The organism is Simplicispira lacusdiani, assembly GCF_003604195.1.
Taxonomy (GTDB): Bacteria; Pseudomonadota; Gammaproteobacteria; order Burkholderiales; family Burkholderiaceae_C; genus Simplicispira; species Simplicispira lacusdiani.
On sequence record NZ_QXGR01000005.1, the window covers coordinates 138,083 to 150,448 of the forward strand.

Below are 12,366 nucleotides of genomic sequence, written 5' to 3' on the forward strand. Positions count from 1 at the left end.
AACAATACAAAACACCCTCGCAAGCCCCGGCGCCCACGGCTCCGGGGCTTTTGCTTCATGGCTGGGTCACGACAGGCCTCTCCAGCAACGCTGTGATCTGCTCCGCGGGCACGGGGCGGCTGAAGTGGTAGCCCTGACCCGTTTCGCAGCCGATCCCTACCAGGGCCTGCGCCTGCGCGGGGGTCTCCACGCCCTCGGCGATGGACTCCAGCCCCAGGCTCTGCGCCAGGCCCACGATGGCGCGCACGATGTGCAGGCCGTTGCCGTCCTCACCGCCGATATGGCGCACGAACGACTGGTCGACCTTGAGCTTGTGCACGCGCAGCCGCTGGATATAGCTGAACGAAGAGTAGCCCGTGCCGAAATCGTCGATCGACAGCTGTACACCCAGGTCGCAGAGCTGCTGCACGATGGCGATCACCCGCTCCGGGGCATCCATGGCGATGCTCTCGGTCAACTCCAGCTCCAGCGCACCCGCCGGCACACCGCTTTCCGCCAGCGCACCACGCACCATGTCCACCAGTCCCGGGTGGCGGAACTGCACCATCGAGAGATTGACCGCGACCGTGATGCCGGTGTGGCCGGCGTCGCGCCAACGGCGCATCTGCGCGAGCGCATTGCGCAGCACCCATTGGCCAATGCCCAGTATCTGGCCGCTGCTCTCGGCCACGGGAATGAACTCCCCAGGGCTGACGGCCCCCAGCTCAGGATGGCTCCAGCGCAGCAGCGCTTCGACCCCCACCAGCTTGCCGTCGATCAGCCGGATCTGCGGCTGGTAATGCAATGCGAGCTGGTTCAGCACGATGGCGCTGCGCAGCGCGTTCTCGATGCGCAGCACGCGCGACGACTGGGCCTGCATGTCGGCGGAAAAGAAGCTGTAGTGATCGCGCCCCATGTCCTTGGCGCGGAACATGGCGGCATCCGCACGCTGGGCCAGGGTTTCGAAATCTCCGCCGTCCTCGGGGTACAGCGCGATGCCGACCGACCCCGTGACCACCAGCTCGTGCGGGCCGATCTGGCACACGCGGCGGACCTCGGCCAGCATCTGCTCGGCCACATGCGCTGCCTGCTGGCCATCCGTCAGCGGCAGCACCACGATGAACTCATCGCCCCCCTGGCGGCACACGGTGTCCTCATCGTGCAGGATCGATTGCAGCCGGTGGGCCACTTCCACCAGAAGGTCATCGCCCACCTGGTGACCCAGCGAATCGTTCACATTCTTGAAATGGTCCAGATCGAGGTACATCAGCGCCAACTGCCGACCGCTGCGCTGGGTGAGCGCCAGTGCCTGACTGAAGCGCGAAGCAAACAGGGTGCGATTGGGCAATCCGGTCAGGATGTCGAAATTCACCAACTTTCGGATGCGCTCCTCGTCGCGCTTGCGGTCCGAGATATCTTCCTGGATGGACAGGTAATGGGTGGTCACGCCATGCTCGTCATGCAGTGGCGAGATCAGTGCGGACTCGTGGTATTCGCGACCATCCTTGCGCCGGTTCAGGAATTCGCCCTTCCATGACTGGCCCGCCAGCAGGTTCGACCACAGTTCCTGGTAGGTGGAGCGCGGCGTCTTGCCCGCGCTGAGCAGCCTCGGGTCCCTCCCAGCTACATCCTCCAACCGGTAGCCCGTGATGGCAGTGAAGGCCGGATTCACGTATTCGATGCGCGCCTGCAGATCCGTGATGAAGATCGAATTGGGGGTCTGCTCGACCGCATGCAGCAGCTTGCGCAGCGTCTCTAGCATCTCCACGCGCTGCGTGATATCGCGCGCCAATACGACAAACCGCGCCTCGCAGTCCTCCTGCACCAGCGACTTGCGTGCCACGGACAACTCGAACCAGTGCTTCCCGTCGGGCAAGTCCAGCGCGTATTGGCTGCCCCTGGAGAAACCCACCGCATGCGCCTGCGCGAGCGCCGATTGCGCCACGGCCGCAGCCGGAGCAGGAAGGGTCTCATGGATGCTGTGCCCCAAAATCTGCCCCGGGGGAACCGCCAGGAGTTCCGGCTGCCGCGAATAGACGCGCACATAGCGTCCCTCCTGCGTGACCTCGAACATCAGGTCAGGCACGGCATCCAGCACCGCGCGCAAATCTTTTTCCGAGCGGCTCAGGGCCTGGTACGGCGCTTCGATGGTTCCAACGAAGATGGCGCGGTAGAGGTAAACGTAGGCCACCACCTTGTAGACATGGCCAAGCAGGTTGAAATGGTCGTTGGCCGATACGTAGAGCGTGAAGAAGAATTCACTCAGCCCCATGATCCAGACTGCAGCGAACAATTGCGGCGCGTTGAACGCCGCTGTCTCGCGCATATGGCGCAAGAGCAGCACGACCACGACCCCGAGCACCCCCATGACGCCGTATTCGGCAGCGATCTTGAAGCGTGTCAGCCCACCAGGCTGCTCATACGTGACGGGCAACATCTGTGGAAACCACAGCACCAACACATGCACGACCGCCACCACCAGCAACACGGCCCCCAGGGCGATGAAGCGGCGCGGATCTGGCGCCGTGCCGAGCTGGGCGGAGCCCCAGGGCAAGAGCATCGCCAGCAACAAGCTCAAGGCCCCCAGATAACGCGCAGGCAACCAGAAATTGATGCCCTTCTCCACGGAATTGGGGGTGATGTAGTCCGGCATGCCTGCATAGGACAGCATGTGCGAGAAATCCAGGACCGCCACCCCGAAAAAGCCACAAGCCAGGATCAGAATGTTGCGCTGCGGATTGATGCTGTGCGCCTTCCAGCCAACGGCAAACACCAGGACGGACACGGCGATCGATAGGGTTTCGAAGACCATGTGCAGCGTCAGATAGCCGCTGATACGGCCCAGTGCCGCATCGAAGAAGTAACTCCAGGCCAGCAGCACCCCGAGAGTCAGCACGGCCAAAACCGGCATGGTGCCGCGCAACCCTTGTGCATGCTGAGGGTGGACCCTCCATCGCAAAGCCATCATGTATCCTGTGTTCCGCCCATCAACCACATTGGTTATGCGGGTATTTGAAAAGACATTCTCACACAGACTCATGCACGGGAGAGGGCGCCATCACAACCAGATCGGCACGCTCTTGCAAGCATTCATCGGCGCTGGCAATTGCCGATGAAAATAAAAAAAGCCGCCCATCTGACGATGGACGGCTTTTCAATCTGGCGGAGTGGACGGGACTCGAACCCGCGACCCCCGGCGTGACAGGCCGGTATTCTAACCAACTGAACTACCACTCCTGGCAGGCAGCTTTTGCTTGCATTACTACACAAGCCAAGCGCTACAACTTGGCGACCCTACGGGGATTCGAACCCCGGTACTCACCGTGAAAGGGTGATGTCCTAGGCCTCTAGACGATAGGGTCAAAACCTGGGAACTAACCGTTCTCAAACTTCAGATTGGTGGAGGTAAACGGGATCGAACCGATGACCTCTTGCATGCCATGCAAGCGCTCTCCCAGCTGAGCTATACCCCCACATATCCTTGGCACCTTTGCATGGCTGTAGCCTGCAAGGCATAAACTGGCGGAGTGGACGGGACTCGAACCCGCGACCCCCGGCGTGACAGGCCGGTATTCTAACCAACTGAACTACCACTCCTGGCAGGCAGCTTTTGCTTGCATTACTACACAAGCCAAGCGCTACAACTTGGCGACCCTACGGGGATTCGAACCCCGGTACTCACCGTGAAAGGGTGATGTCCTAGGCCTCTAGACGATAGGGTCAAAACCTGGGAACTAACCGTTCTCAAACTTCAGATTGGTGGAGGTAAACGGGATCGAACCGATGACCTCTTGCATGCCATGCAAGCGCTCTCCCAGCTGAGCTATACCCCCACAATCCAGCGACTTCAATCAATTAACTGTCGTTGCTGTCTGAGCCTCAAATTATAAACCGGTTTTTCAGCGGTTTCGCAAACTTGCCGTAACTTTTTCACGCCCGAGCAGTTCAAGCACCGCATCAACGGATGGCGTGTGCGGGGTGCCCGCGGCGAGCACGCGCACCGGCATGGCCAGCTGCGGCATCTTGAGGCCCTGCGCCGCGAGCACTTCCTTGAAGGCGGCGGCGATCGATGCCTTGTCCCAGGCGCAGGCCTGCAGGGCGTCGGCCAGCGCATCAAGGGCGGGGCCGATCGCGGCGGTGACATGCTTCTCGCGGTCTTCCGGCGCCGGCGTGACAACGCCGCCATAGAACACCATGGCCCAGTCCGCGAGCGCCACCGTGGTGTCGCAGCGGTCCTTGAACAGCGCGCAGATGCGCGGCAGGCGGCCATCGGCCAGGGCCTCGGCGCCCACCCCGCGCTTTTCCAGCAGTGGCGCCACGAGGGCGGCCAGCGTATCGTCGGCCAGCGCCTTGAGGTGCTGGGCATTCACCCAGCGCAGCTTGGCTTCATCGAACTGCGCGGCGCTGCGGCCCAGGTGATCCAGGTTGAACCACTGCAGGAATTGCTCGCGCGAGAAGATCTCATCGTCGCCATGGCTCCAGCCCAGACGCGCCAGGTAATTCACCATGGCATCGGGCAGGTAGCCTTCGTCGCGGTACTGCGTCACGGGCTTCGCGCCGTTGCGCTTGCTCATCTTTTCGCCCTGCTCGTTGAGCACGGTGGGCAGATGGGCATACACGGGCGGCTCCTTGCCCAGCGCGCGGAAGATGTTGATCTGGCGAGGCGTGTTGTTCACATGGTCGTCGCCACGGATCACGTGGGTAATCCGCATGTCGATGTCATCCACCACCACGCAGAAGTTGTAGGTGGGCGTGCCGTCGGGGCGCGCGATCACCAGGTCGTCGAGTTCGTCGTTGCGGATCTCGATGCGGCCCTTGACCTTGTCATCCCACGCCACCACCCCGCCCTGCGGGTTCTTGAAGCGCAGCACGGGCTGCACCCCTTCGGGCACGGCGGGCAGTTGCTTGCCAGGTTCAGGGCGCCAAGTGCCGTCATAGCGCGGCTTTTCCTTGGCAGCCATCTGCTTCTCGCGCAGCGCGTCCAACTCGGCAACGCTCATGTAGCAGGGATAGACGTGGCCGGCGGCCTGCAACTGCGCCAGCACCTCCTTGTAACGGTCCATGCGCTGCATCTGGTAGAACGGCCCCTCATCGTGGTCCAAGCCCAGCCAACGCATGCCTTCGATGATCACGTCCACGGCGGCCTGGGTGGAGCGCTCCACGTCGGTGTCCTCGATGCGCAGGATGAAGTCGCCGCCCGTGGCGCGCGCGAAGGCCCATGGATACAGCGCCGAGCGGATGTTGCCCAGGTGGATGAAGCCCGTGGGCGAAGGCGCGAAACGGGTGCGCACGCGCGCGGTGGTGGTAGCTTGTTGTTCTGCGGTCATGTCAGGGAATCCAGACCCCGTGCGAGGTCGGCTTTCAAGTCGTCGATATGTTCCAGGCCCACGGCGACGCGGACCAAGCCCTGGCCGATGCCGGCTGCCTGGCGCTGCTCTTCGGACAGGCGCCCGTGCGAGGTGCTGGCCGGGTGGGTGATGGTGGTCTTGGTGTCGCCCAGGTTGGCGGTGATGCTGCACACGCGCGTGCTGTCGATGACATGGAACGCCCGCGCGCGGCCCGTGGCAGGGTCGCTGGAGCGCACGTCAAAAGACAGCACGGCGCCACCCAGGCCCGACTGCTGGCGCATCGCCAGCGCATGCTGCGGATGCGATGCCAGGCCGGGGTAGTAGACACGCGCCACCTGTGGATGCGCTTCCAGCCAGGTGGCCAATTGCAGCGCGTTGGCGCTCTGGGCCTGCATGCGGATGGTCAAGGTTTCCATGCCCTTGAGCACCACCCAGGCATTGAACGGCGAGAGGTTCATGCCGGCGCTGCGGATCAGCGGAGCCAGCTTGTCGTCGATGATGGCACGCGGGCCGCACACGGCGCCAGCCATGACCCGGCCCTGGCCGTCGAGGAACTTGGTGCCCGAGTGGATGACCAGGTCCGCGCCCAGGCTGGCGGGGCGCTGCAGCGCGGGCGAGGCGAAACAGTTGTCCACGGCCAACAGCACGCCTGCTGCGTGCGCGATATCGGCCAGCTCGCGGATGTCGCACAGATCGGTCAGCGGGTTGGTGGGCGTCTCGGCGAACAGCAGGCGCGTTTCGGGCCGCAGGGCGGCTTTCCAGGCGGCGGCATCGGTCTGCGGCACGAAGCTGGACTGCACACCGAAGCGCGACAGCTCGCCCCCGATGAGCTTGATCGTGGAACCGAACATCGACTGCGAGCAGACCACATGGTCGCCCGCCTTGAGCAGCCCCAGGCACATCAGCAGGATGGCCGACATGCCGCTGGAGGTGCCGATGGCCGCCTCGGTGCCTTCGAGCGCCGCCAGGCGTTGCTCGAAACTCGTGACCGTGGGGTTGGACGTGCGCGAGTAGGTATAGCCTTCCTCTTCGCCGGCAAAGCGGCGCGCCGCCGTGGCGGCATCGGGCTGGACGAAGCTGCTCGTGAGATAGAGCGCCTCGGAGTTTTCGCCGTAGGCGCTGCGCGGCACGGCCTGGCGCACCGCCAGCGTGTCAGTATGCAGCCCGTCGGGCAATGCGTGGTTCATGGGTCTAGGCCTTCGCGGTGATGGGTCTCGGGCAGGGGCCGCAAGTCTCAGTTGTCCTGGGCATTGGGCAGCGACAGACGGGAGGTGTCCTCATCCCCTTCATCGCCGCCATTGCGACCCTCGTTGATCTGCGCGATCTCGTTGACGGTGATGTCGCCCGTGACATACACGCCATCGAAGCACGATGCGTCGAAGCCCGCGATTCCGGTGTTGAGCGCGCCGATGGCCTTCTTCATGGCATCGACGTCCTGGTAGATCAACGCATCGCAGCCGATGATCTGGCGCACCTCTTCGACAGAGCGGCCATGCGCCACCAGCTCACTGCTCGTGGGCATGTCGATGCCGTAGACGTTGGGGTAGCGCACCGGCGGCGCGGCGCTGGCAAGGTACACCTTGCGCGCGCCAGCATCGCGGGCCATCTGCACGATCTCGCGGCTGGTGGTCCCGCGCACGATGGAGTCGTCCACCAGCAACACGTTGCGGCCCTTGAATTCGCTGCCAATCACATTGAGTTTCTGGCGCACCGACTTCTTGCGCACACCCTGCCCCGGCATGATGAAGGTGCGGCCCACATAGCGGTTCTTCACGAACCCCTCGCGGTAGGGCAGGCCCAGCAATTGCGCCAGCTGCATCGCGCTCGGACGGCTCGACTCGGGGATGGGCACCACCACGTCGATCTCGTTGGGCGGCACGGTGGACACCACGCGCTTGGCCAGGGTCTGGCCCAGATTGAGACGTGCCTGGTAGACCGAGATGCCGTCCATCACCGAATCGGGCCGCGCCAGGTACACGTATTCGAAGATGCACGGGCTGAGCTGGTGCGCTTGCGCGCACTGCTGCGATGAGATATTGCCCTGCAAATCGATGAATACCGCCTCGCCGGGCTGAATGTCCCGCTCGAACACATGGCCCGTGCCCTCCAGGGCCACGGACTCGCTGGCCAGCATCACGGTGCCATCGGCACTGCGGCCGATACACAGCGGACGGATGCCATAGGGGTCGCGGAACGCCAGCACGCCATGGCCGGCGATCAGCGCGATGACGGCATAGGACCCCCGGATGCGCTTGTGCACGGCCTGCACGGCGGCAAACACATCCTGCGGCTGAAGCACCTTGCCCCGCGTCGCCTTGTCCATCTCGTCGGCCAGCACATTGAGCAGGACCTCCGAGTCGCTCTCGGTGTTGATGTGGCGGTGGTCGGTGCTGAACAGATCCGCCTTGAGCGCCTGGGCGTTGGTCAGGTTGCCGTTGTGCACCAGCACGATGCCGAACGGCGCGTTGACGTAGAACGGCTGCGCCTCCTCCTCGCTGAAGGCATTGCCGGCCGTGGGATAGCGCACCTGGCCCAAGCCGCAATTGCCGGGCAGTGCACGCATGTTGCGGGTGCGGAACACGTCCTTCACCATGCCCTTGGCCTTGTGCATGAAGAACTTGCGCCCCTGCTGCGTGGCAATGCCCGCCGCATCCTGGCCCCGGTGCTGCAGCAGCAGCAGCGCGTCATAGATCAGCTGGTTGACAGGGGTCGTACTGATGACGCCGACGATTCCACACATATGTATTCCATCCATTGGCGGGGCCTGCCCCGCATGCAACCACTACGTCCATTCACAAGGGAAGATGACTTCCCAGCTCCGCCGGAAGCACCGGCTTGAGCTCCTTGAGCAGGCCCGACAGCAGCGCCGCGCCCTGCGACTCCTGCCACCAGGCAGCCTGATGCAGCTGGGTCAACCCCGCCACCACCACCAATACCAGCAACACCATCAGCCCGCGCAGCACGCCAAAGGCCGCGCCCAGCGTGCGGTCCACGGGCCGCAACCCCACGGCCTCGACCAGCTTCTTCGCCAGCCAGGCCAGAAAACCGCAGGCAAAGAGGCTGCCCACGAACACCAGAATGAAGCCCGCCGCATACCGCATGGTTTCGGAGGCCTCGCCCATGGGCAGCCACGCCGCCGCATCGGCCGCCAGCCACTGCGCCACCACGAAGGCTGCCACCCAGCCCGCCAGCGACAACACTTCGTAGACCAAGCCACGCCAGGCCCCGATGAGCATCGACACCAGCAGCAGCGCCGCGAATATCCAGTCCAGCACCGCCATCCGCAGGGCTCAAAGCAGCAGGATGGACACGGGCAGGTTCAGCCCCTTGATGCGCGCGGCCGCCTTCTCGGCCTCGGCCTTGCCGTCAAAGGGGCCCACGCGCACGCGGATGCGCTTGCCTTCCTTGGTCTCGACCACTTGCGCATAGGTTTTGATGCCGGCGCGCTCAAGTTTCAGGCGGGCTTCGCGGGCCTTCTCCTGCTCGGCAAAGGCGCCGATCTGCACGATGAACCGGCCCTGCTCGGGCAAGGTGGCCGCAGCCACCGGCGCGGCGGCCGGGGTACGGCCCTCCAGCAGGGCTCGCGCACGGGCGGCTTCATCGCTGCTGGGCGGGGGGCGGTGCTCGGCGGGCGCCGGCTTGCTTTCGGGCTTGGGCTCGGGGCGCGGCTTGACCGCCACGGCCACGGAAGCAGGCGCTTCAGGCGCGGAAGCGGCTTTGCGCGCATCGCGGGCGGCAACCTCAGCAGCGGCAGAAGCCGGTGCCTTGGCAGGAGCGGCCGCGGCCACTGACGCCTCGGGCGCTGGCACGACCAACGGGGCGACCTTGTTGCGGTCGGGTATTTCGATCGGGATATCGACGGGGATCGGGCGCGGCTGCGTATCAAAGAGGATGGGGAAGCCCACCACGCCCAGCAACACCAACAGGGCGGCGCCGATGAGGCGGTGGCGTGCACGCCGGCGCATCACCTCGATGCTCTCCACCCGGGAAGGCCGCGCGGCCTTCCGCGCCTTGCCGCCCTGCTCCTTCTGGCCGGGCCACGGAAACTTGAAAAATGCCATGGAGTTGCAAATACCGTGTCGGGTTAGACGCCCAGATGCTTGGCCTGCAGGCGCGGCACGCCATCGAGCAGCACGCCACCCACTGTGTGGAAGGAGCCAAAGACGATGATTCTATCAGCCGGGTCCGCCGCCAACAGGGCCGCCTGCAGCGCCTCGGCCGGGGTGGCATGGGTGCTGGTGTGCACCTCGCGCCGTCCGCCAGCCACGATCTGCAGCGCGTTCCATTTCTGCTGCAGCCCGGCGGCGCTTTCGGCCCGGGGCGTCGGCAGGTCGGTGAAATACCAGCGGTCCACCACCGGGCCGATCTTGGCCAGCATGGGTCCGAGGTCCTTGTCGGCCATGGCGCCGAACACGGCATGCGTGGTGGGGAAGTAGCCCATGGCATCCAGGTTGGCCGTCAGGGCCGCCACCGAATGCGGGTTGTGCGCCACGTCGAGCACCAGCGTCGGCTGGCCCGGGATGATCTGAAAGCGCCCCGGCAGCTCCACCAGCGACAGGCCGTTGCGCACCGCCTGGGCCGTGACGGGAATGCGCTCGCGCAGCGCCACCAGCGCCGCCAGGGCGCCCGAGGCGTTGACGAGCTGGTTGGCGCCGCGCAGCGCCGGGTAGGCCATGCCCGCGTAGCGCCGGCCCCGGCCGGCCCAGCCCCACTGCTGCTTGTCGCCGGAGAAATTGAAGTCTTGGCCGAAGCGCCAGAGGTCGGCGCCGATCTCGCGCGCATGGTCGATCACGCTCTGCGGCGGCATGGGGTCGCTGACCACCACCGGGCGCCCGGTGCGCATGATGCCGGCCTTCTCGCGCCCGATGCTCTCGCGGTCGGGGCCGAGGTATTCGACATGGTCGATGTCGATGCTGGTGATGACCGCGCAATCGGCGTCGACGATGTTGGTGGCGTCCAGCCGCCCGCCCAGCCCCACCTCCAGGATGGCCACGTCGAGCAGCGCATGGCTCATCAGGCGCAGGATGGCCAGCGTGGTGAACTCGAAATAGGTGAGTGCAATGTCGTTGCCGTTGAGCGTGCGCGCGCTTTCCACGGCCGCGAAATGCTCCAGCAGCGCATCGGCCTGGACGATGTCTCCATCGATGCGGCAGCGCTCCTGGAAATGCACCAGGTGCGGCGATGAATACACCCCCGTGCGGTAGCCCGCCTGCAGCGCGATGGCCTCGATCATGGCGCAGGTCGAGCCCTTGCCGTTGGTGCCGGCCACGGTAATGACGGGGCAGTCGAACCGCAGCCCCATGCGGCGCGCCACCTCGCCCACGCGCTCCAGGCCCATGTCGATGTTGTGCGGGTGCAGGCGTTCGCAGTGCGCGAGCCAGCCTTCCAGGGTGTGAATCTTCGTGTGCATACGGAGCGGGATTGTCGCCCACCATGCGTCTGGCGCATGATGGCACCATGAAAAACCCGGATATCACCGTCTACGGCATCGCCAACTGCGACACCGTCAAGAAAGCCCGCGCCTGGCTCACGGCACAAGGCCTCGCGCACCACTTCCACGACTTCAAGAAGCTCGGTGTTCCCGCAGACCGGCTCGCGCTCTGGATCGACCAGGCGGGCTGGGAAAAGCTGCTCAACCGCCAGGGCACCACCTGGCGCAAGCTCGACCCCGCCACGCAGGCCACCGCACGGGACGCCGCCAGCGCCAGCGCGCTGATGCGGGAGCATTCCAGCACCATCAAGCGCCCCGTGGTGGAGTGGCGCCAGGGCGACCGCCTGCAGGTCAGCGTGGGTTTCGATACCGCCAGCTGGCAGGCGCGCGCGGAAAACGGCGGTTTCGTTGGATAGCGCACACTTTCTTACGCAGCTTTACAGCACCCACGCCCCGAATTCACGCCGCGCCGATAAACTTTTTTCCAGTCTGGCGCGTTACAGGCAGACGACCTGAAAGGGGTTCTTCCATGAAAAGACTGGTTCTGTTTTCCCTCATCGCCGCCTCCGCCGGCCTGGCCGCCGCGCAGGAACGCGGGCGCGTGCTGTCGGCCACGCCCATCGTGCAGCAGGTGGCCATTCCCCGGCAGGTGTGCAGCAACGAGACCGTGTACACCGGCCAGCGCACCACGGGCGGGGGCGCCGTGCTGGGCGCCATCGCGGGCGGCGCGGCGGGCAATGCCGTGGGCAAGGGCAGCGGCCGTGCCGCGGCCACCGCCATTGGCGTGATCGGTGGCGCCGTGCTGGGCAACCACATCGAGGGCCAGGGCCGCCCCGAATACGAAACCGTGCAACGCTGCGGCACCGAAACCACCTACGAAAACCGTACCGTGGGCTACAACGTGGTCTACGAATACGCGGGCCGCCAGTACAGCACGCAGACGCCGACCGACCCGGGCCGCTACATCGCGGTGCAGGTGCAGCCCGCTCCCTACGGCGGCCAGCCCTACTCCAACCAGCCCGACCCGTACTACGGCCAGGGCAGCTACCCGCAGCCTGGCGTGGTGAGTTCGCCCTACGCCGCGCCACCGGCCTACCCACCGGGCACGACCATCATCGAATACGAGAGCGACCACGGCCGCTATCCCTACCCGCCGCCGCGCCAAAACCCCTACTGGCGCTGACAAGCCACCCCAAGAGCCCTTCGCGGGCTCTTTTTTCGTCCGCGCCGGCCCTGCGCACCGTGGCCTAAAATCGACGGTTTCCCCTTGCTCCCAGCCACACCTCCATGACCACCGAAAAAATCGACGGCGTGTCCGTCACCACCCAGGCCAATGTGTACTTTGACGGCAAGTGCGTGAGCCACGGCATCACCTTCCCGGACGGCACCAAGAAATCGGTCGGCGTCGTGCTGCCCGCCACGCTGACGTTCAACACCGGTGCGCCCGAGATCATGGAATGCGTGGCCGGCTCGTGCGAATACAAGCTCGCCGGCAGCGACGCCTGGGTGAAGTCCTTGGCGGGCGACAAGTTCAGCGTGCCCGGCAACTCCAAGTTCGACATCCGCGTGACCGAGGCCTACCACTACATCTGCCACTTCGGCTGAAAC

10 protein-coding genes and 6 tRNA genes are annotated in these 12,366 nt (G+C 65.1%); 3 read left to right on the forward strand and 13 right to left on the reverse strand.

The window, feature by feature from the left end; all coding sequences use genetic code 11:
• Window positions 1-55 precede the first annotated feature (55 nt).
• The 13 genes from D8S75_RS08480 to folC form a co-directional block, all read right to left on the reverse strand.
• Window positions 56-2,890 (reverse strand): bifunctional diguanylate cyclase/phosphodiesterase, encoded by a 2,835-nt coding sequence (locus tag D8S75_RS08480; protein ID WP_232828981.1) that lies wholly within the window; start codon window positions 2,888-2,890, stop codon window positions 56-58.
• A gap of 249 nt (window positions 2,891-3,139) precedes the next feature.
• Window positions 3,140-3,216: transfer RNA gene (locus D8S75_RS08485), tRNA-Asp, on the reverse strand.
• Window positions 3,217-3,265: 49 nt separating this feature from the next.
• Window positions 3,266-3,341: transfer RNA gene (locus tag D8S75_RS08490), tRNA-Glu, on the reverse strand.
• Window positions 3,342-3,376: 35 nt separating this feature from the next.
• Window positions 3,377-3,452: transfer RNA gene (locus D8S75_RS08495), tRNA-Ala, on the reverse strand.
• 47 nt (window positions 3,453-3,499) lie between these two features.
• A tRNA-Asp gene (locus D8S75_RS08500) sits at window positions 3,500-3,576 on the reverse strand.
• Between the two features lie 49 nt (window positions 3,577-3,625).
• A tRNA-Glu gene (locus tag D8S75_RS08505) sits at window positions 3,626-3,701 on the reverse strand.
• A 35-nt stretch (window positions 3,702-3,736) separates the two neighbouring features.
• Window positions 3,737-3,812, reverse strand: a tRNA-Ala gene (locus tag D8S75_RS08510).
• Window positions 3,813-3,878: 66 nt separating this feature from the next.
• On the reverse strand, window positions 3,879-5,306 hold the full coding sequence (gene gltX, locus D8S75_RS08515) for a glutamate--tRNA ligase (protein ID WP_119965837.1): 1,428 nt from the start codon (window positions 5,304-5,306) through the stop codon (window positions 3,879-3,881).
• Complete coding sequence (locus tag D8S75_RS08520) at window positions 5,303-6,514, reverse strand: O-succinylhomoserine sulfhydrylase (protein ID WP_119965838.1); 1,212 nt, start codon at window positions 6,512-6,514, stop codon at window positions 5,303-5,305. Before D8S75_RS08520 ends, gltX begins: the two co-directional genes overlap by 4 nt.
• Before the next feature lie 47 nt (window positions 6,515-6,561).
• Window positions 6,562-8,067 carry an amidophosphoribosyltransferase gene (purF, locus tag D8S75_RS08525; protein ID WP_119965839.1) on the reverse strand — a complete coding sequence of 502 codons (1,506 nt, stop codon included), beginning with the start codon at window positions 8,065-8,067 and terminating at the stop codon, window positions 6,562-6,564.
• 52 nt (window positions 8,068-8,119) lie between these two features.
• A complete protein-coding gene (locus tag D8S75_RS08530; RefSeq protein WP_119965840.1) occupies window positions 8,120-8,608 on the reverse strand; it encodes a CvpA family protein in 489 nt (162 codons plus the stop codon).
• Window positions 8,609-8,617: 9 nt separating this feature from the next.
• Complete coding sequence (locus D8S75_RS08535) at window positions 8,618-9,388, reverse strand: SPOR domain-containing protein (RefSeq protein WP_119965842.1); 771 nt, start codon at window positions 9,386-9,388, stop codon at window positions 8,618-8,620.
• 23 nt (window positions 9,389-9,411) lie between these two features.
• Window positions 9,412-10,737, reverse strand: a complete 1,326-nt coding sequence (gene folC, locus D8S75_RS08540) for a bifunctional tetrahydrofolate synthase/dihydrofolate synthase (protein WP_119965844.1) — start codon at window positions 10,735-10,737, stop codon at window positions 9,412-9,414.
• 47 nt (window positions 10,738-10,784) lie between these two features.
• On the opposite strand from folC, the gene D8S75_RS08545 reads away from it, so the two are divergent.
• The 3 genes from D8S75_RS08545 to ppnP all read left to right on the forward strand — a co-directional run bounded on the left by D8S75_RS08545 (window position 10,785) and on the right by ppnP (window position 12,363).
• On the forward strand, window positions 10,785-11,174 hold the full coding sequence (locus D8S75_RS08545) for an arsenate reductase (protein WP_119966105.1): 390 nt from the start codon (window positions 10,785-10,787) through the stop codon (window positions 11,172-11,174).
• Window positions 11,175-11,287: 113 nt separating this feature from the next.
• On the forward strand, window positions 11,288-11,941 hold the full coding sequence (locus tag D8S75_RS08550; RefSeq protein ID WP_119965845.1) for a glycine zipper 2TM domain-containing protein: 654 nt from the start codon (window positions 11,288-11,290) through the stop codon (window positions 11,939-11,941).
• 104 nt (window positions 11,942-12,045) lie between these two features.
• Window positions 12,046-12,363, forward strand: coding sequence for a pyrimidine/purine nucleoside phosphorylase (gene ppnP / locus D8S75_RS08555; RefSeq protein ID WP_119965847.1), 318 nt, complete (start codon window positions 12,046-12,048; stop codon window positions 12,361-12,363).
• Window positions 12,364-12,366: the final 3 nt, after the last annotated feature.

Coding starts and splice junctions, on each gene's coding strand:
- D8S75_RS08545 (WP_119966105.1), top strand. CDS start 10,785: ATGAAAAACCCGGATATCACCGTCTACGGCATCGCCAACTGCGACACC.
- ppnP (WP_119965847.1), top strand. CDS start 12,046: ATGACCACCGAAAAAATCGACGGCGTGTCCGTCACCACCCAGGCCAAT.
- D8S75_RS08530 (WP_119965840.1), bottom strand. CDS start 8,608: ATGGCGGTGCTGGACTGGATATTCGCGGCGCTGCTGCTGGTGTCGATG.
- purF (WP_119965839.1), bottom strand. CDS start 8,067: ATGTGTGGAATCGTCGGCGTCATCAGTACGACCCCTGTCAACCAGCTG.
- D8S75_RS08520 (WP_119965838.1), bottom strand. CDS start 6,514: ATGAACCACGCATTGCCCGACGGGCTGCATACTGACACGCTGGCGGTG.
- gltX (WP_119965837.1), bottom strand. CDS start 5,306: ATGACCGCAGAACAACAAGCTACCACCACCGCGCGCGTGCGCACCCGT.
- folC (WP_119965844.1), bottom strand. CDS start 10,737: ATGCACACGAAGATTCACACCCTGGAAGGCTGGCTCGCGCACTGCGAA.
- D8S75_RS08480 (WP_232828981.1), bottom strand. CDS start 2,890: ATGCCGGTTTTGGCCGTGCTGACTCTCGGGGTGCTGCTGGCCTGGAGT.
- D8S75_RS08535 (WP_119965842.1), bottom strand. CDS start 9,388: ATGGCATTTTTCAAGTTTCCGTGGCCCGGCCAGAAGGAGCAGGGCGGC.
- D8S75_RS08550 (WP_119965845.1), top strand. CDS start 11,288: ATGAAAAGACTGGTTCTGTTTTCCCTCATCGCCGCCTCCGCCGGCCTG.